The 24,913-nt window shown below is 57.7% G+C and carries 15 protein-coding genes; 3 read left to right on the top strand and 12 right to left on the bottom strand.

Annotated elements, in window-relative coordinates; translation table 11 throughout:
* Positions 1-7: 7 nt before the first annotated feature.
* The 12 genes from L1A08_RS00780 to L1A08_RS00725 form a co-directional block, all read right to left on the bottom strand.
* Entirely contained in the window at positions 8-895 is an 888-nt protein-coding gene (locus L1A08_RS00780; protein ID WP_238753125.1) for a DUF58 domain-containing protein, read from the bottom strand.
* A gap of 243 nt (positions 896-1,138) precedes the next feature.
* On the bottom strand, positions 1,139-2,290 hold the full coding sequence (locus L1A08_RS00775; protein WP_238753123.1) for a DUF1559 family PulG-like putative transporter: 1,152 nt from the start codon (positions 2,288-2,290) through the stop codon (positions 1,139-1,141).
* A gap of 452 nt (positions 2,291-2,742) precedes the next feature.
* The gene (locus L1A08_RS00770; RefSeq protein ID WP_238753121.1) at positions 2,743-8,073 is read right to left on the bottom strand and encodes a hypothetical protein; all 5,331 of its coding nucleotides are present in this window, start codon (positions 8,071-8,073) and stop codon (positions 2,743-2,745) included.
* A 77-nt stretch (positions 8,074-8,150) separates the two neighbouring features.
* On the bottom strand, positions 8,151-10,040 hold the full coding sequence (locus tag L1A08_RS00765; RefSeq protein ID WP_238753119.1) for a PulJ/GspJ family protein: 1,890 nt from the start codon (positions 10,038-10,040) through the stop codon (positions 8,151-8,153).
* Positions 10,041-10,175: 135 nt separating this feature from the next.
* The gene (locus tag L1A08_RS00760; RefSeq protein ID WP_238753117.1) at positions 10,176-11,633 is read right to left on the bottom strand and encodes a type IV pilus modification PilV family protein; all 1,458 of its coding nucleotides are present in this window, start codon (positions 11,631-11,633) and stop codon (positions 10,176-10,178) included.
* 86 nt (positions 11,634-11,719) lie between these two features.
* A complete protein-coding gene (locus L1A08_RS00755; protein ID WP_238753115.1) occupies positions 11,720-13,003 on the bottom strand; it encodes a pilus assembly FimT family protein in 1,284 nt (427 codons plus the stop codon).
* A gap of 59 nt (positions 13,004-13,062) precedes the next feature.
* Positions 13,063-14,160: a type II secretion system protein gene (locus L1A08_RS00750; protein WP_238753112.1), complete on the bottom strand. Its 1,098-nt coding sequence runs from the start codon at positions 14,158-14,160 to the stop codon at positions 13,063-13,065.
* A 54-nt stretch (positions 14,161-14,214) separates the two neighbouring features.
* Complete coding sequence (locus tag L1A08_RS00745) at positions 14,215-15,087, bottom strand: type II secretion system protein (RefSeq protein ID WP_238753110.1); 873 nt, start codon at positions 15,085-15,087, stop codon at positions 14,215-14,217.
* Between the two features lie 213 nt (positions 15,088-15,300).
* Positions 15,301-16,554 (bottom strand): type II secretion system F family protein, encoded by a 1,254-nt coding sequence (locus tag L1A08_RS00740; RefSeq protein WP_238753108.1) that lies wholly within the window; start codon positions 16,552-16,554, stop codon positions 15,301-15,303.
* A gap of 115 nt (positions 16,555-16,669) precedes the next feature.
* The gene (locus L1A08_RS00735; protein ID WP_238753106.1) at positions 16,670-18,376 is read right to left on the bottom strand and encodes a GspE/PulE family protein; all 1,707 of its coding nucleotides are present in this window, start codon (positions 18,374-18,376) and stop codon (positions 16,670-16,672) included.
* A 102-nt stretch (positions 18,377-18,478) separates the two neighbouring features.
* On the bottom strand, positions 18,479-19,594 hold the full coding sequence (locus L1A08_RS00730) for a type IV pilus twitching motility protein PilT (RefSeq protein WP_238753104.1): 1,116 nt from the start codon (positions 19,592-19,594) through the stop codon (positions 18,479-18,481).
* A 579-nt stretch (positions 19,595-20,173) separates the two neighbouring features.
* Positions 20,174-21,868, bottom strand: coding sequence for a GspE/PulE family protein (locus L1A08_RS00725; protein ID WP_238753102.1), 1,695 nt, complete (start codon positions 21,866-21,868; stop codon positions 20,174-20,176).
* Positions 21,869-22,284: 416 nt separating this feature from the next.
* Here L1A08_RS00725 and L1A08_RS00720 point away from each other — a divergent pair, with 416 nt between their 5' ends.
* The 3 genes from L1A08_RS00720 to L1A08_RS00710 all read left to right on the top strand — a co-directional run bounded on the left by L1A08_RS00720 (position 22,285) and on the right by L1A08_RS00710 (position 24,893).
* Complete coding sequence (locus L1A08_RS00720; RefSeq protein WP_238753100.1) at positions 22,285-23,583, top strand: enolase C-terminal domain-like protein; 1,299 nt, start codon at positions 22,285-22,287, stop codon at positions 23,581-23,583.
* A 104-nt stretch (positions 23,584-23,687) separates the two neighbouring features.
* Positions 23,688-24,170: a metallophosphoesterase gene (locus L1A08_RS00715; protein WP_238753098.1), complete on the top strand. Its 483-nt coding sequence runs from the start codon at positions 23,688-23,690 to the stop codon at positions 24,168-24,170.
* Positions 24,171-24,242: 72 nt separating this feature from the next.
* Positions 24,243-24,893 carry an LON peptidase substrate-binding domain-containing protein gene (locus L1A08_RS00710; protein ID WP_238753096.1) on the top strand — a complete coding sequence of 217 codons (651 nt, stop codon included), beginning with the start codon at positions 24,243-24,245 and terminating at the stop codon, positions 24,891-24,893.
* Positions 24,894-24,913 lie beyond the last annotated feature (20 nt).

Genomic DNA, 24,913 nt, shown 5'->3' with positions numbered 1-24,913 from the left:
TGCAGTTTCAGCGACCGCGGGACCGGAAGGCCAGATAGCGGCCAAGCGTGTGCACAAAGGAATCCCGGGTCGTCACTTTCAGCAGATCGACGCCGGAACGGGTACACATTTGCTCGACCCGTTTCATAAAGGCTTCGTATTGCTCCAGATAGTGCCGCCGCAACCGATGAGGATCCACGAGCATTCGCTGCCCCGCCTGCTCCAGATTGCGGAACTGGGTCGGCCGGCTGAACGGAAACTCTTCTTCTTCAGGCGCCACGGTCTGCACGACGATCACTTCGTGATGATAGTGGCGGAACCGCTTGATGGCCGCCTGGAGCGGCTCGACCTCATCGTACAGGTCGCTCAGAAGGACCACGAGACTGCGTCGCTTGAGCCGGGGAATGATGTCCGAGAAGACTTTTCCCAGGCTGGTCTCTCCCCCCGTCTCCGATTCTTCCAGCGTCTTGATCAGGCGGGGAAACTGCATGGCGTGCGTCGAAGGTTCAATCAACTGCCGCAGCTTGTTGTCAAAGATACAGAGCCCGACGGCGTCCCGCTGCCTGAGCAGAAGAAACGCAAGCACGGCTGTCATCTGCCGTGCGTAAGCGTACTTGGAGAGGGTCGACTGTCCGTATCCCATGCTTCCGGACGCATCGAGCATGAGATAACAGCGGAGATTGGTTTCATCTTCGTACTCCTTGACGTAGTACCGGCCGGTCTTGCCGTACGCTCGCCAGTCGATGTGGCGGATCTCATCGCCCGGGTAGTACTGGCGATGCTCCACGAATTCGACACTGCTCCCTTTGAAGGGGCTTTTATGCTGCCCCATCATGTAGCCCTCGACCACCAGCCGCGCGACGACATCGAGCCGCCCGAACTGAGCCAGGGCGGTCGGATCCGCGAACGCATTCATTTCAGACGATGCCGACATGGATTTTTGAGAGCGTTCCAGTGAAGTGTTCCGAATCCGCGAAAACCGAGCAAACAACCAGCGACTCGACGCAGATTCAACCGGTCAATTCTACCCCGGGAGGGCACTCACACCATTGTCACTCCCATGCCCGCCTGTCGTCCAGTGACAGCCGCATGCTCCACGAAAAAAGCCGCCGAGAAGCAATTCCCGACGGCTTGGATTCAAACGGCATCAGTCAGACGATTAGAAGTTGGTGTCTCGCAGAACATTCTGACCGTATTTGGTTCCGGCCGGAGTCATCAGACGAGCATAGACGCCCTGGTCCATCGACGCATTCAGCGAGCCGGCATGACCGTCACAGTAGAAAACGTTGACGTTGCCACCAACGTGATTCGAAGAGGGACGCCAAGCCTGTGATCCACTCGGACGATCGGCACTAATCTTAGAGTCTCCAGCCGAGAAAGAGGCCAGGCCGTAATCTTCGATCATTGCCAGTGCCCGTTCCGGATTGGAAGATCCCGCGTCATCCCCGCGGCCAAAGCCTCGGTCGTTCTGAGTCGCACTGCCTGGCACGGCTCCTGGAAGTCCCGATCCGTCAACTGGGACCTGCAGAGCGAAACCAATGTCCTGCACGAACGGACGAGACCATTCTCCAGCGTCGGTATTCTCAGAAAGCATCAGAGTTTGAGTCTGACCATCGTTATTGGAAACATAGTCCAATGTTACGATGGATCGATCACTCCCGGTATCCCGCCAGAAAACACCGGTCGACTGGCTGATCCGCTTCGATTCATCGCTGCCGATCGTGTAATTATCACGCCAGTTAATGTTGTTAAAATCATGACCAGTGCCTGCGGCCAGAATGGCATGATTCTCACTTATTCCCCATTGTCCATTTCCGTTTCCTTCAGCCGCATAGCCAGCATTCGCGACGTAGCTGATCTGACCATCGATCTGGAAGGCCGTATCGTCATCCGGGCAGCTGAAAACAGCGATCTGTGTTGCGAACAAAGTCCCGTGAGTCTGCGTCCCCGTGTTGAAGTCTTCGAGCAGCAGGCGTTGGAGAGCGGCGTTGTCCAAGACGGACAACAGGGCAACCGGCCAGCCATACTGATACGTGACATTCGGAGTCACCGTCGTATCGGTATAGGTCGTATCCCCCGACAGACGCGGCAGACGGCCGCCGTTCTGGGAGGCGAAGTTCATCGCCGCCGTGCCGATGTTGCGAATGTTGTTAACACACTGCAGGTTTCGAGCAGAGGACCGGGCGCCCTGAATACCTGGCAGAATGAGGGCTGCCAGCGTGGCGATGATAGAGATCACCACCAGCAGCTCGATAAGGGTGAATCCGCGACGACGCGAGTTGGCGACGCGGACTGTGTTTTGAATCTTCATTCCAGTGCTCCTTGAATCCCGTGAGATGTAGTGGTTCTGCCCTCGGACAGCGGCAAAGGCCCGGAACACCGCTTCCCTGATCAGGTTTGCCCGTTAAGACACAAAAAAGTTGAGTAATGAGTCCGTTGAGTAATTCGTTATCGCCAGAGACAAGGCGACTTCTGTGACGTGACTACGCTCTGTCCGCCGTACGGCTTCCGCCATGATTGCGTTCGCCGTTTCTGCGGCCGTCAGCACTGCGTGGAATCACGAGCCGGCTGAAATCGGTCGCTGCGCCCAATGAGCGAGGTCCGACAGAACGTAAGTGGCCCGTGAAACTTGATTTGCGACGTTATGCAGACAAATGCTCCTCCTATTATGCGTGATCAGACCCGCAAAAATCCAGTGCAATTCAACTGGTTCCCTAAAAATTCTTATCCGCTCACTGATTTATCGAACGTGACGGTCATGCGTCAGTTCGTCAGGTTTCGTCTCAACAGCACAAACTTCCGCCAGTCGAAGGTCTGAGTCCGGGGATCCCAGGCGTCTTCCAGCTTCGAACGGTCAATCACAAAGAACGCCCGTTTCGACTTATGTGCCGTGCCGGTCAGCTGTCCGCCCACCTGGACATTGCCGAATTCGTCCTCGGCAGCCTCGTGGAACTGCACCTGAATCCAGCAGTAGAAGACGTTGCTGCGGACCGTGGCGTTGTTGGCGACCTTGTTCAGCAACCGGTTTCTCGTGTGATAATCGACGGCGTTAATCGCAGTGCCATTGAAGTCGGCATCGATATCCGTGCGAGCCTCGAACAGCCGGCGGCGGGTCATGATGTCCCGGATATTCGCATCGAGATCCGTCGGGTCGCCTGTCCAGAGGCCGGTCAGGGCATCCGTGTTCCCGTTCTCCGGCATGATGGCCGTTGGGCTGATCGTATAAGGAAGCTGCCGCAGGATCGTGTGTTCGATGCTCTGCGTCTTATCGTAATTGGCTCCCAGCGATCCGATCGGCGTATAGCTCAACGGTCGAAATGGTCGTGATCCCGGGATACCGGGGAGATAGATCGCCGTGTACGGATCGCGACGATCGCGGCTGATGAGGAACTGCTGGTACCAGTTCCGCTCGGCTTCGTGGGGATCGAGCAGCTGCAGATACGGATACCGCATTTTCTGGTCGTCGTTATAGGAAACGACCTCTGCGGGCGTCGGGAAGCCGTCGAGATGGAAATCATCATCGATCAGTCCTGCCAGCACACCGGGCTGTCGAATCGTATTCAGGTTGATCTTGCCGGGAGAACGCGGCGAGGGCATTTCGTCGCGAATCGCTGCCTGCATTCCATCGGGAACTTCCAGGAACTCAAGCAGGCGATACCAGCGATTGTCGTCCGACGTATCCGAAGGAGTCCCCGGATCGGGAATGGCGAACTTTGTAAACGCAGTATTCAGCCCGCTCATCTCGGCAGTATCGCCATTCATTTCACTCAGCATTCCCGGCGCCACGATTGGCACGCTGAGCAGTTCGTATACCGACGTGTAATCGCGGTCGAAGTGCGGCTGCCAGAGTGTAAAGGTTTCGACGCTGTCGACGGTCGGGGCATTTGAGTTGTGAGCCACGTACGGCGTATAAGTCCCCGTGTTCGCAGGGTCGAGCGTGTTGTACGCCAGCGGAGCCTGTGGTCCGAAGGAATGACGACGCGGTCCGCCCCCCGTGCTGTTCCGGCGGCTTCCGGGAACTCCACCCGAGGCGCCGTCGCTCCGAGGATAACGGTGCATCGGTTGCGGACGTTCGATGCTGAGCTGACCATCGAAGCCGCTCAGATCGATCGCCCCCGCGTTGATCGGGTCAACCACATGGCTATCGCGGTCGACCAGCATGTAGTCCACGGGAACCCAGGGGTTGACGACCGGATCGTCGTAGATCCCGGCTCCGTCCATATGCAGACGCCGTTCGAGCACCACTTCAAACTTCCCGGTCGTTTCTCCGGAAAGGAATTCGTAGGGATCAATCGTTGTCCCGTTGCGGGTGAGGGTTCGCCATGTTTCGTGATCGGTGTGATGAATATCGAGATGGCAGAGCGGCTTGACGGCACTGGCCGAGGTGAAGTCGGCATCCATCTCGCGGCTGGGACAGATCACCTCGTTGGCCTGAATGGTGCCGTCGTCGTTTTCATCCAGCAGGATGGCAGCCGGGCCATCGTAATTCTGATCGTCGTGCGCTCCGATCCAGAAGTTCTCCCCTGCTGCGATCATGTCGAGTGGAATGGCACTCAGACGCTGAAACGCAATCGCGGGGTCATCGCTTCCGCTCACGAAATCGTCGGTGCCGACGACCCGACGCAATCGCCAGGAATCGGTGCGGTATTGAACCTTGAATGGCGAAGCATTCCGCAACTCGACGAACAGGAACTGAATCGGAGCCGTGTCCGCATCGTTCCACGGCGTCTTGTTACTGTCCGTCATTTCGCTACGGGTAATCTGAGCGTAGTACGTCTCACTCAGAGTGAGTTCCTGACGTTCGACGCCGAAAACGCGGGCGGCATCGGTTTCAGTGAGCTCTCCGGTCGAGGTGTTCTTCTCGCCGATGATGTTCCAGCCGTCCGAGAGGTTCACATCGAAGACAAACTCCGTCATCACGCTGTCTCGATCGAGCCCGTCGACATAGTTAACGGCGAACTGGGCCATCGCCTGCAGTTGATCGTTGACGCCATCTCCGTCGGCGTTGCCGTCCAGGTCGATGTCTTCATTGTCAGTCACGCCGACAGTGACCGGGTAAGGGCCGGTCGAGGGATCGTCTTCAGCCATATTGAAGGCGTCGTCGCCCGCTCCCAGCAGGTAGAGCATCACGTAAATATCGCGGGCCAGACGCTGGCGATCGTAACGGGCCCACCATTCCTGAACGAACTTGTCGCCTTCCATGGATGCGAAAGCGACTTCGGCTGGAATGGGATTGTTCGTCGAATTGCCGTACTGCTTCACGACCGAAATGTCATTCGTGTTTGTCGAGTCTCCCGGGTACATCAGCTTGAAGATCTCGTTGTCGTCTGTGTCGGCGGATTCAAAGACAGGATGCGGCGTGAGCTGACGCTGGCGGAAGCGACCTTCGGGATCCTTGTCGAGAATCCGGTTGATATTGAGCCGTCGCTGAGGCAGCGGGAAGTTGGCAAACTCCTCGTCGCGGTTCAGTTCAATCGTGAGCCACTGACGAAGTTCATGACGGAATGGATCTTCATTGTCGAAGCGGCGAACAGAACCGAATTCCGGCGGGAAGGCGAGTCGCTCGTTGTCGTTGTTAACGGGACTGAATTCCCAGCCGCGTGTCGTGTCGTAGGCGGTATCGGCTGGATCGACGATGGCGCCAATGGCCGGCGAGAACGCGAATTCCCAGCGATCCCAGCTGTCGGTCGTGTACTGACTTCGCAGCCACCAGTCGTCATCGATATCGGGTGTTGAGGTCAGATAGCCCCCTGTCACCTGCTCGAAGTTGTACCGCACCAGCTTATCGAGCCGGGAAGGTGTGGACGCCTTTGTGTCGTCCCAATCATCTTCCGAGAAGTGCAGGAACTGCATCTCTCCGACAGAGAAGAGCGTGTCGTGATCCTGATTGCGGAAGCTGTGATCGACGATGATTTCATCCGGCTCGTCGGCCAGGAACAGGTTGGCTCGCGAGTTCGACTGCTTCAGCTGATACGTCGTGACCGTGCCGTCGCTGGTTTCGCCATCGGACCAGGGGCGGACGCCGGTCCAGTCTTCCATCAGGTCGACTTCATCGACATCGCCAGCAACATCGCCTGAATAAGCGTACGAGCTGTCGAGAACCTGTCGTTCCCAACGGCTGCTGTAAGACGGCAACCGCAGCGGACTGCCGGCTTCCGGTTTCTGCGACGCCCGAAGACGGCCGTAATCGTCGGGTGCCCCGTGAACGGTATCGTTGAGGGCGAACGCGTAATCGGCATCGGTCGTGTGGAACGAAATCGATGCGTTGGAGCCCGAGAGGTAGCCGATCCCGGCAGCCGCTTCGTCGATCGGATGAACACCCGACGGCACCGTAATTCCCAGCGGTCCGAAGACGGGATCGCGGTGATTCGACCCGGCGAACTGCACCTTGCCGCCGCCGACGAGGTAATCGTCGTCATCATCGACGCCTGTATTTCCCGGCAGCGGGAACAGCGGCGATCCCCAGCTGGCGCGTGGGAATGGCGGCGTCGGAGGAAGGTCGGAAGCGATGGCATTGTCGAGACGGTTTTCGTCTCCGCTGCCAACGAATCCATTGGCTTCCCCCCAGCGACCCCAGACAATTTCATCGGTCGTTGAGTTGTCCCCGTCGGCGAACCCGACCAGCAGTCGAGCCAGTTCCATATTGGCCATATCGAGCTGAGTCACCTGATTGACGCCAACGGCTGTGCTGTAGCTGAACATCTCTTCGTAGCCGTATCCGGCTGTCGGAAGCGTGGACGCCGGGCTCGACGATGAGGTTTCCAGCGGGCGATAGAACCCGCGGCCGAGGTTCACTTCGGCGGGCGAGAGTCCCAGGTTCGAGTTCGAGACGAAATGTCCGTCGCCGAAGGGATCATCTCCTGATCCGCCAGCGGGTGTGCGGGCATGGGTGAGCTGAGTGCTCTCGCCAAACAGGTTGCCGCCGGTGTTGAGGTTCATCAGCCCGTCGGCGTCCATAATCGTGATCGCGAATATCGGCACCCGTTTCGTGCCGTCAGACATCACTTCGACACGGTGATCCAGATCGAGCAGAATCGCCTCGTTCCCGTTTTCGGAGATGCCATCGGCGTCCACGTCGTACGTGATCGTATCGTGGCCCGCGACCCCGTGCGTCCAGATTCCGGCCCGGTATCCATTGGCTGAGAAGTCCGGGAATGGGAACGGATTGGCCGGGGCCCCGCCGCCGGTGTAGGCATCGAAACCGCCGGAGGTCACATATCGCGGCACACTTTTGAAGGTCACCGAACCGCTGGAGTACTGCTTGAGCTGAACGCGGTGTTCGCGGTGAGGACGCAGCACGCGGTTGGCATAGGTCGGATCGGTGTAGATGTCGGTCAGCGGAAGAGAGTCGGCCACTTCGTGCCGCGGCAGATACTGCGGACGATGGAACGACGGAATCCAGACCTTCACCAGATTGACCGTGTTCGGATCGGGATTGGTGTCGACCAGCGAAAAGTGGCCGAGGAACATGCTGTTGATATCGGGATAGGTATAACCGGCATCCGGTTCGAAGGCTGGAATGGCGTTCGGGTGGTTGGGCTGCAGCGGCGAGAACGGAATGTTCCGTGGTCCAACCGGATTGGCCCCCGGGCTGAAGTTAATGACCTGTCCGTCGGGGGTTCCGTCGCCATCGTAGTCGAATCGCCAGTTGTCGTTGACGTTCGTCGTGTCGTTGGGCAGATGTTCGGAATCCTGCTGGAAAGTGACTGTGATGCCACGTCCGGAGAACAGGTGCAGATCGTCCGGCTTCAGATCGGGACCAAAGTTGCCGACCATGTTCGGGATGATCGAATAAACGCGGCCACCCAGAGCGGAGTTGGGAAACTCATCGGAAGGGCCGATCAGCACCTGCTGCAGGGCGAAATCGAAGTAGTCGCCTTCGGAAATCTCGCGGTTGGCAGAGATCGCGAACCAGCTCGCGCTGTTTCGTTCGGCTGAGATGTAGGAGAAGAAGAAGAATCCCAGGAAGGCCAGCATGCCGGTCATGGCGATGACGATGATCATCGCCGCTCCCCCCTTGCGGTCGCTGAGCGCGACAGCAGAGTGGGAAGACCGCCTGGTCTCCACCGTGGTTGCCAGATTTGTTTTCAACATGCCAAACATAGTCCACTCCAGAGACAAGCCCGCCTCTCGGATTGTATGAGTTCAGAACCGCCGACAGGGGTCGGTCGTCAGTCCCGGTCTTCGTTAAATGAATGCACCATCGTCACCTGCCGCAACTGCCGGCTCTGCGGATCAATCAGCCGCAACGAGATACGAATCGCTTTGATTGGGCGTCGGTTGTCGATTGCACGCCATCTGATATCTGGTTCGTTTGGATCTAATACGCTTCCGTCAACCAGTTCCACAGTGGAGCCCCAGGTTGGCTCGTTGATCGGGCTGCCTGTGTAAGTGATTGGTTGAGGAACCATGGAATCGATCTCGGCTTCCCACATGATCGCATCGCCATACGGTGGCGCCGTCGCAGGGAAGACTCTTGTGCCATCACTGATCGACATTCCGCTGCTCCAACGCTGAATGTTGATTCGTCCCGGATAGACTGCGCTGTAGTTTGTCGGCGCCGTTACACCGCTCGGATAGTTGACATACGGCACGAACTGAGCACTGCCCGTCCCAATCGCATTGACACCAAGTGACGTAATATCCGGCACGGAATGCCAGGTATCGAAGATGTTGTTCTGAATGACGGCGGTGCCGTTGATGACTCCGTATCCGCTTCCGCCAGGGTTCCGCTTCTGATTACTTTGAAAATCGGAAGCGGCACTGGCGTCGCCGATATCAACAAATCCTCCGACTCCCCCGAATGCGGTCGAATCCCAGATTTCGATATCCATGCTGTGGACACTGGTCAGGAGAATGTCGCCACCTCGGCGGGAACCTCCCACGAATCGGGGAACACGACCGGTCCCACGAAACGTATCCACATCGTAGTCCGTACGGGCGAAGACGTTCCCGGCTGTCGAGTGGGGATACTGGAACAGTCCATGGGAAGTCTCTTCATGAGTGAACCGGCCAATAAAGGCGCTGCCGCCCGGTCCGGTAATGAACTCGCGAGGCCGACCGCGAATGGCAGCCGTTCCGTTGCTGGTGTCGTTATTGAATCCGAAACGGAAGTGAGGCACGCCCAGTGGAAAGTTGTTGGTCGACGCGTGATTCAAACTGCCGTGAAAAACCGCGAGCGGCCCTGAAGCCAGCGTCGAGGACGGTGGCGTCGGGATGATCGAACTGACGACGGCGTTATACGGAGACGTTCCGAAGTGAGCCGAGTAGTCGTACGACGTGTAGAAGTTCCCGGTGAAGTCCCGCATCAAATCGCGCGGGATCTCGTAAGTGGTTCCGGAGATGGTCGTTGACTGCCAGGCTCCCGGTTGCGCCAGAGCGGTCTGGTTTCCCTGATCGAATCGCGCCATGTTCGGCGGCGTTCCGACTTTGTTGTTTCGCAGCAGGAGGACTCGGCGATACAGCGTACCGTGCCGCAGAAAGTAAACGATCTCGGCCTGTTGCGAGGAACCCACATTGTCGCCCGGAGTGCCGTCATCCCAGTCGGGCTGATCGCGTACGCCGGTTGACGACGACAGAGACAGGGCTCGGCCGAACAGCGGCAGAGGGGCTTGTCCGGCGTACCGCTGAGCCCCCGGATAGGCGCCCGTGACCGAGGTATCGACCGTGAACTGCAGGACGTCGTCGGTATCGTTATCCGGATCGTTCTCTGAGTAGTAGATGTAACCCTGCTGTTCGTCAGCCGAGCCTTCTCCGTTGTACTGCAGACCAGGGGCGAGCGGCTTGACTCCCCCGTCGCCGGTGACACTGCGATAGGACATCCGCTTCAGATCGGCATCGAGCACGGCGAAGACCGTACGGGCCTGCTGGTTGTTGTTGGCCAGGCCCTTCTGCCGGGTCATTGCCGTGACAGCCAGCGAGAAGATCTGCGCGAAGATGACCATGATGACCATCAGCAGACCGACCGCGACCAGCATTTCGGTCAGCGTGAAGGCCGCACGCCGCGAAGGCGACGCTCCGACCTGCTGTCGATGACTGTTTCTGGAAATGTTGTATGACATGATTTCACTTCTGGTGTTGAATGCGGCCCGAACTGTTCTGCGTCTCAGGTTCGATTCCGTTTCCAGGACGACTCCGTTGCACGTTCTGGATGTCTGTCACCGGCCGAGCCGATGCACCTTGTTTTCCACTGTGTTCTAGAAGCCCGGATAATCAAAGACTTCGACGACTCCTTCTGGAACCATCAGGAACTGACCACTCGCCTGGGGAGGCTTGTCGAGCAGAATGACTGCTTCCCGGTCGTTGGTGCTGTTCCGGGGTTGCTGGGACGCCCGTTCGTCGATCACGACCGATCGAATCTGATACCAGTAGCCATTGGAGGGATCGAAAACATACGCCCCTTCCTTCAGCCGCGGTTTGGAATCGGCAATGGAACTCGACCAGCGGATCGTGATCTGCGGAGGAGCGACGTTCGACTGTCCAGTCAACAGCCCCTTCCGCAGGTTGCCGGCTTCATAAACCTGTTCAGAGATCGGTGTGAAGTCGCGACGGAAGAAGACGACAACATTCGCGCCGAGGCTGCGAATCCGGTCATCGGTCCCCGGCCAGCCGACTTCACGAAAATCGTCGGCATTGGTCGTGTCGTCGTCGTCGCCGTCGAGGTTGTCATCGTCGGTCAGGTCGGCTCCCGGCGTTCCGGCTGGCCCGAGCGACATCAGTTGACGCCGCACGGTAATCATACAGCTGTATCGCGGCTCGAAGATCTCGATCACCACCTCGGAGATGTAATCGAACAGGCCATTGGTGGGGAGAGCCTTCGTGAGAACGATGGAGTTACCGCCTGCACTGGTCACAGGACTGACATGCGACTGCCGCAGGTTCTCATCGAATACGATCGCCCGCACGTTGACTCCGGAGTTGATCGTATCCTGAACCACGGCGATATCGGTGGAGTCGATGTCGTTCAGTGTCAGTTGAGTGCCGCTGGTTTTCACCACTTCGGCGGCGACCAGCGTACGGGTCCAGCTGTCGTTCGAAGAGAACATCTGCAGAGCCAGGTTACTGGCAGTGGAATTGGACAGATTGAACCCGCCGTTCTTTCGATCATTCTGAAAGAGCGGCTCGGCCCCGGCCGGGTGGAGTCCGAAGAAATCCGTGCCGAACGAAGACGTGTCGCCTACCGGACTGAGCAGAATGCCGACCGGGTCGATGACGGTGACGACCTTCGGGGAAGCCAGCCCGAGATAGTCGAGCCAGTCATCCTGTCCGTTGCCTGAGGGAGCTGGGTAATCGTCATTGGTATCGGTTGCATCGACCCCGACTCGGCCCCATGCCTTCGAGTTCGGCGTGTATTCGAGATTCGGAACCGTTCGGTCGTCCGCCAGGTTGGCGGGCGTGCCGTTGTTGTCGTAGTGGTCGCGGGTAATTTCCGGGAAGGCGCGGATGTAGTCCTCACACTGATAATTGAGCAGAGCCGCATTGGTCAGCTGTGTGGCCTGAATCGACCGCAGCATGGCAATTGGAAACAGCGACGCCACGGACACCAGTCCGACCCCCATGATCATCAGCGACATGAGGATCTCCACCAGCGTCGCACCACGGAAGTGGACTCCGTCGACCTGTCGATCTGATTGTGTCTGCCTGATATTTTTCATAACAACCGCCCCCAGCGGTTTACTTTCTCGTGTTCTCAGCCCACTCCAGTTGAACTCAACGTTTCTGTCGACCCCACGCAAAGACGTCACCTCGCCACCGAGCCGCGGATGGCGAACTCGAACAGGTTGTCGGCGATGCCGTCGCTGTTCGCATCCGTCTGATCGATCGGGCTGACGTTGACCGCGCCACTTGAGGTAAAGACCGTGACCACGCGATAGGAACCGATGTGATCGGGCTCTCCATCGCCACTATGGTCCCGCACGTCCCAGGCCTGCAGTCCAACCGTTGTGCCGCCGCTGGCTGTGGGATCGTTCTCGAAAACGGCTCGTGTATCTCGAGTTTCCGCCAGAGTAAAATGCAGCAACCCTTCGGCCGCCACCCGTCCGTAGACCGTTCCCTGCGGCGTGAAAATGACGTCGAGTTGAGGCGTCGCGTAACACCGCCAAGTCACGCCGTTGTCGACGATCGTATCATTGACATTCTGCGCGTTCTTCCAGATCGGTTGCGTTCCGCCGGAGAGGCCGCCGGCTTCGGCCCGGTAAACCCGGATGATGGTGGACGCCCCGTTATCAATCACTCCGGCGACCCAGTCGCCGACCGCATAGGTTTGGTTGGCCTGCCAGCGGTTGATATTCCAGTTACTCGGCAGCTTACTGCTCCGCAGATCGACACAGGTTCCGGTCGCCAGCACCTGCGGTTCCTCACCGGCCAGAGGCACCATGACGGAGGTCAGATCGATCTCGAAGGAGACTGGCGTCCCGGCTCCGATAACGGTGCCCCGAGGAACCCATCCCGCGACATCCAGCGGCACTTCGTTGAGCTGCATGACCGTCCCGTTCTCAATGCTGGAATCGAGAAAGTTTCGGGACGAAATCGAATACCAGGAGCCGGTTTCCGCAGGGATCCGGATCCGCATTCCGGCTCGCAACATGTCGAGCTGTCGCATCTCCAGCCAGGACATGGCACTCCCCCGTCGAACGAACTGGATCGCTTTGTCGCTGTCCGAGACGATGCTGGGATCCCCATCGTTCTCCAGATCGAGAAACCGCAGGTATCCGCGCTGATAGAGATCTCCCCCCGGGTCGACAACCGAGGAGACGAGCATCATGGTGTTGACTTCGCCGGGAAAGTTCGGATCGAGCATGAAGCGGACACCAACCGGTCGCTGCAGCTTGAAGGCTCGTGAGCGGGCCCCTTCGAGGAAGCCCTGCATCTGCCGCGAAGCCGCTGAGATCCGCTCGTTCCCCAGGTTCAGATTGAACGAGCCGACGGTCAGCGCGGTCAGCAGCACGAAGATAGACACGGCGACCAGCAACTCCACCAGAGTGAAGCCGCCCCGTCGTTCAGATTGTCGAGATGTGATGTGCATGAATAGACCGTTTGTTGCCCGCTGTAAATGTCCTCGGCTGCCCGGTATTGAAGCAGCGATTATTGATCGACTTTCAGGTTCGTCAGATTGTCGGACAGGCCGTGGTTATAAAGGTCAGCCGCATCAACATCTGGAGATTCCCCCTGGGGTTGCGCCAGATGCCCGTAGTTGGCCACGTCGTGAGGTTCGAAAAGTCCGAGAGCCAGGTCCGGTCCGCCCGAGATAATCAGGAAGTTCGTATAGGTTTCCGGTGTATGGAACGTGCAAAAATCCGGAGTACCCGAGGTGGCGTTAAACTCCGCGGCGAGCATGCCGTTCCGACCGCCTCCGAGTTGCTGAAGGTATCGGTAGAAGGCAGCCTTGGGGTCATCCGGGTCGCGACCAAGCGTGGCATTGTCGAGTTCCGCGCCGGAAACGAGTTTCCAATACTGAGGCCGAACTTTCGGCAGCAGCGACCTTTGAGAATCGGCAGGGTTGGAGCCACCAAGAGCCGTCGCACTCGGCGGAAACATCGGTCGCACCAGCCGGGTTGGCCAGCGATAGAACCGCAACGGCTCTTCCCAGGAATCGACCAGTTCCAGGAGCCCATCTTTGTCAGTGTCCTGAATCATCTTCGGCGGAATCTCACCGGCGTCGACCGTACTCGAGGCAAATGACGAGCCCTGTGTCACGATCAGGTAAAGGAGTTCAGCACTCTCAGTATCGGGGTCTTGAGTGCTTACACCCAGGTTGACTTCTCCACTCGTAATTTTGGACGCGATATAGGTCCCCAACTGTCCTCCACCGAAGGCGGTCCCATCCGCTCCATCGAGATCACCGAATCGTTGCGGGAAAGCCTGACGGAACAATCGCTTCCGTTCCAGCAGAGCCGCCACTTCCAGTCCGACATCGATCGAGCCGAGACAGACATCCTGTGTTCGCCGCGGAGGACTTGCCTCCATCGCTGAGGCGAACTCGACCTGCTGCTGTTTCAAGGTGTTGTTGACCAGGGTGATCAACGTCAACGTCTGCTTCTCCCGCGCACTCGACATTACGCCGATGAGCGTTGGCACCGTAATGGCGACCAGCCCGACGATGATGCCGATGACCACCAGCAGTTCCACCATGGTGAAACCGCGGCGGCCGTTCGAGTTCGTGTTGTGAACATTCCGCATCATGTGAAAACCTTCGCCCTGGTCCCGCAGAGAGTTGGAGAAACCGGTCAGCACCGCTTACCGAAGCGTGCCGCCGGAAAAATTCGTAATGTTGTCGGTATCTTCCACGCTCAGGTTCGAGCTGCCTTTGGTCGAATAAAGTCCGCCGGTTCCATACTCTCCATCCGCACCCGGCGAGATCAGCTGAAACGTATCCCGCTTCCAGGGAACATTCGCAGCTTCCAGATAGATGTTGGCCCCGGTGAGAGCCATGTCATCAGGGCGATAACCACGTCCCTCATACGAGCTGAAATAGACGACCGGCCGGGACTGGCCCGACAGGGTGTCCAGATATTCCATGATTCCATCCCCATCACGATCGATGATTCGATCAAGCGCGAATTCGTGATAAGGACCACGACGAACGGTACCACCCCGGGCAAACGGATTCGTCGGATTGGCCGAGAAACCGATCGGTACGTTCGCCTGGGAGGCGTTGGTCAAACCGCCGAGGAAAAACATCAGGCACTCGGCTCCGTCGAGAACCAGACGATCGGTCATGTCGCCGTCGTCGTTAATGTGAGAATCAACCGGTGTGAAATCGGGCCACAGCTTGAGAAGAGCATTCCGCGATCGCACCGCTTCTCGATAGTCCGCATGACTGGAATCATTCAGAACCGTGTTCCAGTCGGATGCGGCCTCGTACAGCAGCAGACTGCTCGGCGGATAGGAACCGAACTCCGACTGAAACTTCGCCAGATCCGTTTCAAGCGTCCGAATTTCCTGAGCACACTGAGCGGTGGCCACGGCTCGACGAGAGGCCTGGATGCCGGTCAACAGCAGTCCCGCGAGAATGGCGACGATGCTGATTGAGACCAGCAGTTCGATCAACGTAAAGCCGCGATGACCGCAATGATGATTTGTGCGCATCGGGTGATGAACTGGATGCATGTTTCAAGTTCCTTCGTGTGGCCGGGAGCCTGCGATTGGGATTGCCTGCGGAGCCAGCCAGGATCGTCTGACCGCGCAGAGCATTACCAGAAGTTCAGTCAGCGGCCCGCTGAGTGATTTGGTATCGGGTGATGTCTCGTCAGAACCGCATTCGAGTGCGATTCGGCACGGGAATCGACACGGCAACCGTGTCGACCCCACCTGCCCATTCCGTTAGCTCAGGTCGTTCATCAGCTGAATCAGCGGATAGAACAACGCGATGACAATGAATCCGACGATCAGACCGAGGACGACGACCATCAGAGGTTCGAGCATGTTGATCAAACCTTCGACGAGCACTTCCACTTCTTCCTCGTAGACGTCGGCCACTTTATAAAGCATGTTATCGAGTGCACCGGTCTCTTCCCCGACGTCCACCATGTTGACGACGATCTCATCGACGATGCGAGTTTCTTTGAGCGGCACGGCCATCGATTCCCCTTCGCGAATCGCGGCGTAGATATGATCGAACGCCCGTCGAAACACGTGGTTCCCCGCCGTATCGCGGGAAATTGAGAGGGCTTCGAGAATCGGCACACCCGACGCGATCAACGTTCCGAGCGTCCGACAGGTTCGAGCCGTGGTCGACTTCGAGAGGATCAGCCCCAGGATCGGAATCTTGAGAGCCAGCCAGTCGGTGACGTACGCCCCCGTTTTGTTCTTGCGTATGATCTTCAACATCAGCCAGACCGCGAACGGAATAGCCGGGATGAGATAGAAGTAAGTCACCACCAGGTCGCTGACCGTGATCAGCATCACCGTGATGGCCGGCAGTTCGATGCCGAAGCCCAGGAAGATCTCCTTAAACTTCGGAATGATGAAGTACATAATGAAGCCCACGATACCGCCGGCCACGGTGATGACCGAGACCGGGTAAATCATGGCCCCCTGCACCTTCCGTTTCAGGCTCTGGGACTTTTCCTTGAACTCGGCCAGACGCTGGAGAATGACTTCAAGAGCTCCCCCGGCCTCCCCGGCCTTCACCATGTTCACGTACAGGTTATCGAACGCCTTGGGCTGCCGGGACATCGCTTCGGAGAGCGTGTTCCCCGATTCGACATCTTCAATCACGCCGATCAGGGCGTTCTTCAACGGTCCCGGCTTGGACTGTGTTTCCAGAATGCGGAGAGAGCGGAGAATCGGCAGACCGGCATCCTGCAGCGTCGAGAGCTGACGGGTGAAGGCACACAGTTTCTTGGCCTTCACCTTGCCGAGACTGAAGGATTTCTTCTTGCCCTGTTGCTGCTGCGTTTTGGCAGCGACCTTGCCTTTGTCCTTCTTCTTCTTGACGCTCTTTTCCTGAATCTTCGTGACAAAGAAACCTCTCTCACGAATCTTCTGCTGAGCTTCCTGTTCGGACCCGGCCTCGATTGTCTCTTTGACTTCGAGCCCCGTATTGTCCATCGCCTCGTAAACGTACGTTGGCATGCTTCTGCTCCGTGTCCCGCTCAGTGTTGTCCGGTCGGCGTCAGACCGACAGGAGAGTCCATCAGGCACTCACCAGGGAATGAGATTCCGTTCGGAATCCCGTAATGTTCAATCGTTAGTCCAGGTCTTCCATGACGGTCTCGCGGACCACCTCGTCGATTGTCGTGACTCCGTCGAAGATCAACTTGAGTCCCGACTCCCGCAGCGTGGTCATTCCCTGGCTTCGTGCCAGGTTCCGCATTTCATCCACCGACGCGTTGCTCGACACCAGGTCGCGGATGTCGTCGTCGACATTCATCAGTTCGTACAGCCCGGTTCGACCTTTGTAACCGCCGTTGTTACAGCGGGCACAGCCCTTGCCGTAATAGAATTTGTATTGTCGTGCCTGTTGAATCGGCAGCTGAAGTTCCATCAGCAGTTCGTCGGAAGGTTCGAACTCAGACCGACATTCGGTGCAGATCTTTCGCACCAGTCGCTGAGCGAGAATCCCTTCCACAGTCGCTGTAATGAGGAACGGCTGGACTCCCATATCTCGCAGACGCGTGACAGCCGAAGGAGCGTCGTTCGTGTGCAGCGTGCTGAATACGAGGTGACCCGTGAGCGCCGACTGCACGGCGATTTCCGCCGTTTCGTAGTCTCGAATTTCGCCAATCAGAATCTTGTCCGGATCGTGCCGCAGAATGGCCCGCAGCACGTTCGCGAAGGTCACATCGATGTCCGGATTGACCGGCACCTGAATGAGACCATCGATTTCGTATTCGATCGGGTCTTCGGTCGTGATGACCTTGGTTTCAATATCGTTGAGTTCGTTCAGAGCCGAGTAGAGCGTCGTCGTCTTGCCGGACCCCGTGGGACCCGTGACCAGGACGATACCGTTCGGCAGCTTCAGCATCCGGCGGAACCGGTTGAGTGTATTGGCATCCATCCCGATCTTATTCAGATCGAGCTGAATCACGGTCCGGTCGAGCACTCGCATAACGACCGATTCGCCGTTAATGGTCGGCAGCACCGAGACACGCAGGTCGACCGGGTTGCCCCCGACGTTAAGTTCGATTCGACCGTCCTGCGGCAGACGCCGCTCGGCGATATCGAGCTCGGACATGACCTTGATTCGGGAAACAATGGCGTTCGCGAGGTGGCGTGGTGGCGGCACCATTTCGTAGAGCACGCCGTCCGCCTTGACGCGAACCTTGAATTCGTCTTCGAATGGCTCAAAGTGAATATCGCTCGCCTGGTCCTTGATGGCCAGCAGCAAAATCATATTGAGCAGCTTACGGATTGGAGCGGCATCGGACATTTCTTCCATGTCGCCGATGTCGATCCCGCGCATCTTGCCGTCGTCTTCGTTGCCCGCCTCAAGCTGGCCGATAACGTCTTCAATGCTGTCCTCGTGACCGGCATAAACCCGTGTCAGAGCCGCTTCGACATCCGCCAGTGATGAGACCGCTCCGCGAACCTCAACGCCGAGGAAGTTCCGCAGATCGTCCAGAGCCGCCACGTTGGCCGGGTTGGCCATGGCGACGGTCAGAATGCCATCTTTCTGCGAGATCGGGATGATCTTATAAACGGCGGCCATGGTTTCCGGAACAAGTTCCAGCACCTTGGGCGGGATGTTGGTCTCTGCCAGGTTGACGACCGGCATCCCATGTTGCTCCGCCAGAGCTTCCGTGACCTGTGATTCCGTCACGAAGCCCATGCGGACGGCAACCTGGCCAATCAGTTCACCGGGACTTTGCTTTTGTTCTTCAAGCACATCCCAGAGCTGATCCTCGGTCATGTAACCGAGATCGACCAGAACCTGTCCCAGCTTACGCCGTGCCATATGTCAACCTGCTTCCCGACTCATCGTTGTTGTTGGCCTGTCTTCGTTGGTTCATCCTGCGGAGTGCTCCGCGATTCCCGTCGGCTGTCACCGACCTGAGAATCAATCGTCGTCGTCTTCGTCCTCATCTTCGTCGTCCTCGAGCAGACCCTTCTTGGCCATCGTAATCTTGGCCTTGAGTTCGCCCGGGTTGTTCGACTTCATCACAACATCGTCTTCTTTACACAGACCGGTCTTCCAGAGATTGAACAGGGCGTCATCGAGCAGCTGCATCCCGTACTTACGTCCGGTCTGAATACTCGAGTTGATTCGATAGGTCTTGGCTTCGCGAATCAGGTTCGCGATGGCCGGCGTGACCACCAGCAGTTCATAAGCGGCGACCAGCCCTTTAGGCTGCTTCGGCATCAGCGCCTGGCTGAGCACCCCGATAATGGCGACCGACAGCTGGGTACGAATCTGTTCCTGCTGTGTGGTCGGGAAGACGTCGATGATTCGGTCGACCGTACCCTGGGCCCCCGTCGTATGCAGCGTGCCGAACACTACGTGGCCGGTTTCAGCCGCGGTAATCGCAGCCGAGATGGTATCGAGGTCTCGCATTTCCCCCACGAGGATCACGTCCGGATCCATTCGCAGGGCTCGACGCAACGCTTCAGGAAAGTCGGGAACGTCAACGCCGATTTCGCGCTGATTGATCGTGCACTTTTTGTGCTTGTGGTAATACTCGATCGGGTCTTCGAGCGTGATGATATGATGGTCGATCGTGTCGTTCAGGTAGTTGATCATACTGGCGAGACTGGTCGTCTTGCCCGATCCGGTCGGCCCCGTCACCAGAAACAAACCACGAGGCCGTTTGATCAAATCGGCGATAATCGGCGGCAGCCCCAGCTGGGCGAACGTGAGGAACTCGTTCGGAATACGCCGCAGCACCATGCCGATCTGGCCACGCTGCTTGAAGACGGCGACTCGGAATCGAGCCTTCTCTCCAAACGCGAAACCGAAGTCGGTCCCTCCGACTTCCTGGAGCTCCTGCTGATTTCGCTCCGGCGTGATACTTTTCATGAGCGCGACGGTGTCGTCGGGCGTCAAAGTCTTGGTTTCCAGTCGCAACATTCGTCCGCCCGAACGAATTACGGGCGGCTGCTCTGTGGTAATGTGGAGGTCGCTGACCCGCTCCCGGACCACCGTCTCCAGCAGTTTATCGATTTGGACTGTTGCCATTGGAATCCTTTTTCTCAATCACGGCGACAAGATCGAGTTATGAAAACAGCAGATGTAATTTCAATGAAGAGACAACCAAACTCGCGCGAGAACCGCGACCGAGAGAGAAAAATCAGTTCCACTCGCCATGTCTTTGACACGCCAGAAAGGATGTTTCAGTGAACGGCGAAAGGATACAGAATCGACCCAGAAGTCTCGCCGGAATAAACTCACTTCGACTTGCCGAGCGAACCTCGGCGACGCAACCGGGTTTCAGTCCCGCCTGCAGACTCATTATTCGCATCAGTAAACGTTGACCTCAAGAAAAACCTGATTCCCGGCTGAACGCCGTCGAATTGGATTCTCTGCCCACACTCCCTCCAACCGGCCCCCCTGTCGACAACCTCGCCTTCCGGCGATGCATGGCCCAATTGCCGAGACAAAGTCTCCTTCCTCCTCACCAGGCCCGACCAAGCTGCGGGATTCCCTCACCCCTCTGTAAGACTTTCCCGGAGTCCCCTCCGGCACCGCCACGCCCCTGAAACCGCATCGCGCACGAGAATCGCAATCTCTGGCGATCGGGATTCTGCGAACGCGTGATCAGTGACCTCCAGTTTTGAGCTTGTACGCTTCCGCGAGCGTCGTAACTCCTTGCATAGCCTTATCTACGGAATCTTCAACCAGTGTTTTCATCCCGAACAAACGTGCCTGTCGGCGAATGTGCTGAGTTGGCTCGCTGTTAAAGGACATTTCCCGCAACTTCGCATTCATCATCATCAATTCGAAGACGGCGCGACGCCCGCGATACCCGGTATGCTGGCAGTGATTACACCCCTTGCCACGTTGAAAATCGGCGTTCGCAATCATCTCCTGGGTTAGCCCGAACTCTTCCAGTTCGCTCGGCTCGGGCATGTACGGACCTTTACACTTTGGGCAAACGACGCGCACCAGACGCTGGGCCATGGCGGCCATAATGCTGGATGCGACGAGGAATGGCTGCACTCCCATGTCGATCAGACGTGTAATAGAACCGGGCGCATCGTTCGTGTGAAGTGTACTGAAAACTAAGTGTCCGGTCAAAGAAGCCTGAATTGCCATTTCGCCCGTCTCCGTATCTCGGATTTCTCCGACGAGGATGACGTTCGGGGCCTGTCGCAGCATCGCTCGAATGATCCGGGCAAAGGTCATCCCAATGTTGTGCTTTACTTCCACCTGATTGATCCCGGGAAGGTAGTACTCCACGGGGTCTTCCGCAGTGATGATCTTTCGGTCAGGCCGATTCAGTTCACCAAGAGCACTGTACAGCGTTGTGGTCTTACCAGAACCGGTCGGGCCGGTCACCAGAAAGATCCCGTTCGGACGGCGAATAATTTTCAGGAAGTTGCGATAATTCTGTTCACTGAATCCGAGATTGCGGATACCGACTTTAATGTTGTCGCGGTCCAGGATTCGCATGACGATCGCCTGGCCGTAGTGGGTAGGGAGAATACTGACCCGCAGGTCGAATTCGCGTCCGCCGACTCGGGTCTTGATTCGACCGTCCTGGGGACGCCGCTTCTCCGAGATGTCGATACTTCCCATGATCTTGAGACGGGACGTGAGTGCCGAGAGAAGTCGCTTCGGCGGGCTGTCGCGCTCGACGAGAACACCGTCGATGCGGTAGCGAATCCGAATCCGGTCATCGAAGGGCTCGATGTGAATATCCGAGGCCCGCATATTGATCGCTTCGGAAATCACCAGGTTCACGAGCCGCACAATAGGTGAACTTTCGTCCGCCTCTGCCTCCGCCTCGGCTTCGGAGAGTTCGGTCTCGGTGAAGTCGATCGCCGTTTCCGTGAATTCAGCGATGATCGAGTCGACCGACTCGGTCTCGTGCTGGCCGTAGTGTGTGTTGATGGCACCCTGAATCGCTTCAGTCGGAGCGACAACCACCTGGATTTCGCGGTTGAGAATGAAGCGGAGCTTATCGAGCACTTCGAGGTTCATCGGATCGTTCATGGCGACCACGAGGGCCTCGCCCCGCATTTCGACCGGGAAGACGATATTCTCGCGGGCCACCGATTCGGGAACCTGCTCAATCACAGCCGGGTTCGGCTCGACGCTGCTCAGATCGACCATCTCATAGCCCAGAGCAGCCGACTGGTACTCGCGAAGCGAAGACTGAGTCACGTAGCCGAGTTCGACGAGAACCGCTTCGGGCTTCTTGCCCTTGCTCTTGGAGATCGCCAGGGCCTCCTGCAACTGATCGGCACTGATCTGTCCGTCGGAAACCAGCTTCTTTAACCACTTTGCCATAGTTCACCTTTTCAGGACCACACCGGGTTTGAGGCCGGCATCGTTCAGGATCAGCGCTAAGAGTTCACGTGTTGAAGCAGATTGCCCGTAACCGCTGACGAGCAGTCCCGGGAAACTCCCTGCGACAAAGGACGTGCGAGCTTCCGGAATCGTAATGAAACCGATCAGCTTTCGCTATTATGAGATAGGAATCGGGCAACGGAGCGGAACCGCTCCTGCCGTTGTGATGAAAAATCCAGAGACTCGGCAAACCGACATGCAGTTCACCTGCAATCATCATCACGAGTCCGTTCTCAAATTGCAATAAGCTGAGCCCCGGAAGCCAGTTAAGTTCGGGCCGGATGACGTCCTCCCTTCGAGGCAGTAGACTGACCTCTCAGGTGCTTCGCTCATCCGAGTCATAGAAAGACCCGCTCTTGGCTACTCGCATCCTTGATCTGCACGTTGATGACCTCCGCTTCCCCACCTCCCGCGAACTCGATGGTTCCGATGCGATGAACGAGGCTCCCGACTACTCGGTCGCCTATGTTACACTCGACACCAGCGACCACGATCTGCGAGGAAACGGAATCACGTTCACAATCGGGCGGGGAAATGAGATCGTCGTCTCAGGGGTCGAGGCACTTCGTGATCGGGTTGTCGGCCTGACACTCGAAGAAATCACAGCCGACATGGGCGGCTTCTGGCGGCACATTACCAGCGACAGCCAGCTTCGCTGGATCGGGCCAGAGAAAGGCGTCATCCATCTCGCGACGGCGGCCGTGGTCAATGCGGTCTGGGATCTGTGGGCAAAGTCGACAGGCAAACCGTTGTGGAAGCTGGTCGCAGACTTTTCCCCGGAAGAGTTTGTCCGCTGTATCGACTTCCGATATTTGACCGACGTCGTCACCCCGGAAGCGGCTCTGGAACGGCTGCGGAAACTGAAGGCGACTCAACCGGAGCGACTCTCTCGGCTTCAGCAGCAGGGATACCCGGCTTACACCACCTCCGCTGGCTGGCTGGGGTATTCCGATGAGCGACTTCGGGAGCTTTGCCGGCTGCGGCTCAGTGAAGGCTGGGAGGTCTTCAAGATCAAAGTCGGTCGCGATCTGGAGGATGACCGACGCCGCTGCCGCATTATCCGGGAAGAAATTGGCCCCGATCGACTGCTGCTCACCGACGCCAATCAGGTGTGGGACGTGCAGACCGCCATCGACTGGATGCAGCAGCTCGCCGAGTTCAATCCCTGGGCCATCGAAGAGCCGACCAGTCCCGACGACGTGCTCGGATACGCCAAGATCTCAAAGGCATTGCATCCGATTCGCGTCGCCGGCGGCGAGCACTGCGCAAACCGGGTGATGTTCAAGCAGTTCCTCGAAGCAGGCGGGATGCAGGTCTGTCAGATCGATGCCTGCCGTCTCGGCGGCGTGAATGAGGTTCTGGCCGTGCTGCTGCTGGCGGCTGAGTTCGATGTCCCGGTTTGCCCGCATGCCGGTGGCGTGGGGCTCTGCGAATACGTCCAGCACCTGTCGATCATTGATTATCTCTGCGTGTCCGGCTCCCTCGAGAATCGCATGGCCGAACACGCCGGCACCTGCCACGAACACTTCGTCGATCCAATCCGCATTCGCAACGGGCACTACCTGCTTCCGAAAAAACCGGGGTACAGCATCACGATGTTCCCGGAGTCGATCGAAAAGGCGAAGTTCCCCAGCGGCGAGTACTGGCGTGATTGAACTCCGCTGAAGCAGACAGGGTTCCCGATGCATCAACCGGAGCCCTATACTGACCGGACGAAATCCCCAGCAACCGACGGCTTCCTGACGAAGACGAACAGCTCATGAAAATTGGCATAGTCAGCGACACTCACGGCAACGTGGCCAACACCGAACGAGCCGTGGAAATTCTGAGGCAGTCTGATGTTTCGGCCGTCCTGCATTGCGGTGATATCTGCGGCGTTCGCATTGTCGACCTGTTCGTCGAATGGCCGACGCATTTCGTTACCGGCAACTGCGACAATGCGATGATGATGCAGAACGCGGTCGAAACGATCGAACAGACGTGGCACGGGATGTTTGGTGAGATCGAACTCGGCAACCGCAAGATCGCCCTGCTCCACAGCCACGAACCGGGTCGGCTGGCATACGCGGCGGAATCAGGCGATTTCGACCTCGTCTGCTACGGGCATACGCATCAGCGCGAACAGCACAAGGTCGGCGAGACGCTCGTACTCAATCCGGGAGCGATTCATCGGGCCAATCCGCATACGATCGCGATAGTTGATCTGGAGACCATGACGGCGGAGCACATTGTGATCGACTGAGAAGCAATGATTGGGATCCGTTCGGGGCGGCTATAATAGAAGGCATCGAATTCTGCGAGAGAGGTGGTCGTCATGATCAGCGAATTGATTCCCCTGCCTTCCGACTTCGACGGCTCCGTGCGGCTGTTTCCGCTGCCCGATCTCGTCCTGTTTCCGCGGATGATCCTGCCGCTGCATATCTTCGAGCCGCGTTATTGCGAAATGCTCCATGACGCCCTGCAGACAGACCAGTTGATCACGATGGCAACGCTCCAGCCGAAAGATGGCGAAGCCGAAGCGATTGCCCCCACCGCCTGCATCGGGCTGGTTGTCGCTCAGGAAGAAACTGTTCAGGGAACTTATAAAGTGGTCTTGGCGGGAATCGAACGAGCCGCCATTCGACACGAAATCGAGTCGCCGAACCGGTTTCGACGGGCCATGGTTGAAGTCATCCACAGCGACAACCCCGACTCGGAAGAAACGCAGCGGCTCTTCGCCGAACGCCTGCTCGGCTGCTTCACCGAAACGGCTTCGGAAGTCGAACAGATCCGCAAGCTGATCGACGAACAGAACCTCGACCTCGGCACCCTGACCGACCTGATCACCTATCACTCCGAACTGCAAACCCAGAGTAAACTGAACCTGCTGGCCGAGCCGGAAACGGCCACACGCGCGAATCAACTGCTGCGACTCTTCGGCAACGCGAACAAGTATCCGTTCCCGCCAAAGTTCAGTGAGAATTGAATGGAAAGCAACAGCAGCAC

The sequence above is a fragment of the Rubinisphaera margarita genome (assembly GCF_022267515.1).
GTDB classification, from domain to species: domain Bacteria; phylum Planctomycetota; class Planctomycetia; order Planctomycetales; family Planctomycetaceae; genus Rubinisphaera; species Rubinisphaera margarita.
This window is presented reverse-complemented; position numbering and strand designations above follow the sequence as displayed.

What these genes read in the sequence shown, in the direction of transcription:
- L1A08_RS00725 (WP_238753102.1), bottom strand. Translation starts at nt 21,868, where the DNA reads ATGGCAAAGTGGTTAAAGAAGCTGGTTTCCGACGGACAGATCAGTGCC.
- L1A08_RS00745 (WP_238753110.1), bottom strand. Translation starts at nt 15,087, where the DNA reads ATGCATCCAGTTCATCACCCGATGCGCACAAATCATCATTGCGGTCAT.
- L1A08_RS00740 (WP_238753108.1), bottom strand. Translation starts at nt 16,554, where the DNA reads ATGCCAACGTACGTTTACGAGGCGATGGACAATACGGGGCTCGAAGTC.
- L1A08_RS00715 (WP_238753098.1), top strand. Translation starts at nt 23,688, where the DNA reads ATGAAAATTGGCATAGTCAGCGACACTCACGGCAACGTGGCCAACACC.
- L1A08_RS00730 (WP_238753104.1), bottom strand. Translation starts at nt 19,594, where the DNA reads ATGGCAACAGTCCAAATCGATAAACTGCTGGAGACGGTGGTCCGGGAG.
- L1A08_RS00760 (WP_238753117.1), bottom strand. Translation starts at nt 11,633, where the DNA reads ATGAAAAATATCAGGCAGACACAATCAGATCGACAGGTCGACGGAGTC.
- L1A08_RS00780 (WP_238753125.1), bottom strand. Translation starts at nt 895, where the DNA reads ATGAATGCGTTCGCGGATCCGACCGCCCTGGCTCAGTTCGGGCGGCTC.
- L1A08_RS00775 (WP_238753123.1), bottom strand. Translation starts at nt 2,290, where the DNA reads ATGAAGATTCAAAACACAGTCCGCGTCGCCAACTCGCGTCGTCGCGGA.
- L1A08_RS00755 (WP_238753115.1), bottom strand. Translation starts at nt 13,003, where the DNA reads ATGCACATCACATCTCGACAATCTGAACGACGGGGCGGCTTCACTCTG.
- L1A08_RS00765 (WP_238753119.1), bottom strand. Translation starts at nt 10,040, where the DNA reads ATGTCATACAACATTTCCAGAAACAGTCATCGACAGCAGGTCGGAGCG.
- L1A08_RS00770 (WP_238753121.1), bottom strand. Translation starts at nt 8,073, where the DNA reads ATGTTGAAAACAAATCTGGCAACCACGGTGGAGACCAGGCGGTCTTCC.
- L1A08_RS00735 (WP_238753106.1), bottom strand. Translation starts at nt 18,376, where the DNA reads ATGGCACGGCGTAAGCTGGGACAGGTTCTGGTCGATCTCGGTTACATG.
- L1A08_RS00750 (WP_238753112.1), bottom strand. Translation starts at nt 14,160, where the DNA reads ATGATGCGGAATGTTCACAACACGAACTCGAACGGCCGCCGCGGTTTC.
- L1A08_RS00710 (WP_238753096.1), top strand. Translation starts at nt 24,243, where the DNA reads ATGATCAGCGAATTGATTCCCCTGCCTTCCGACTTCGACGGCTCCGTG.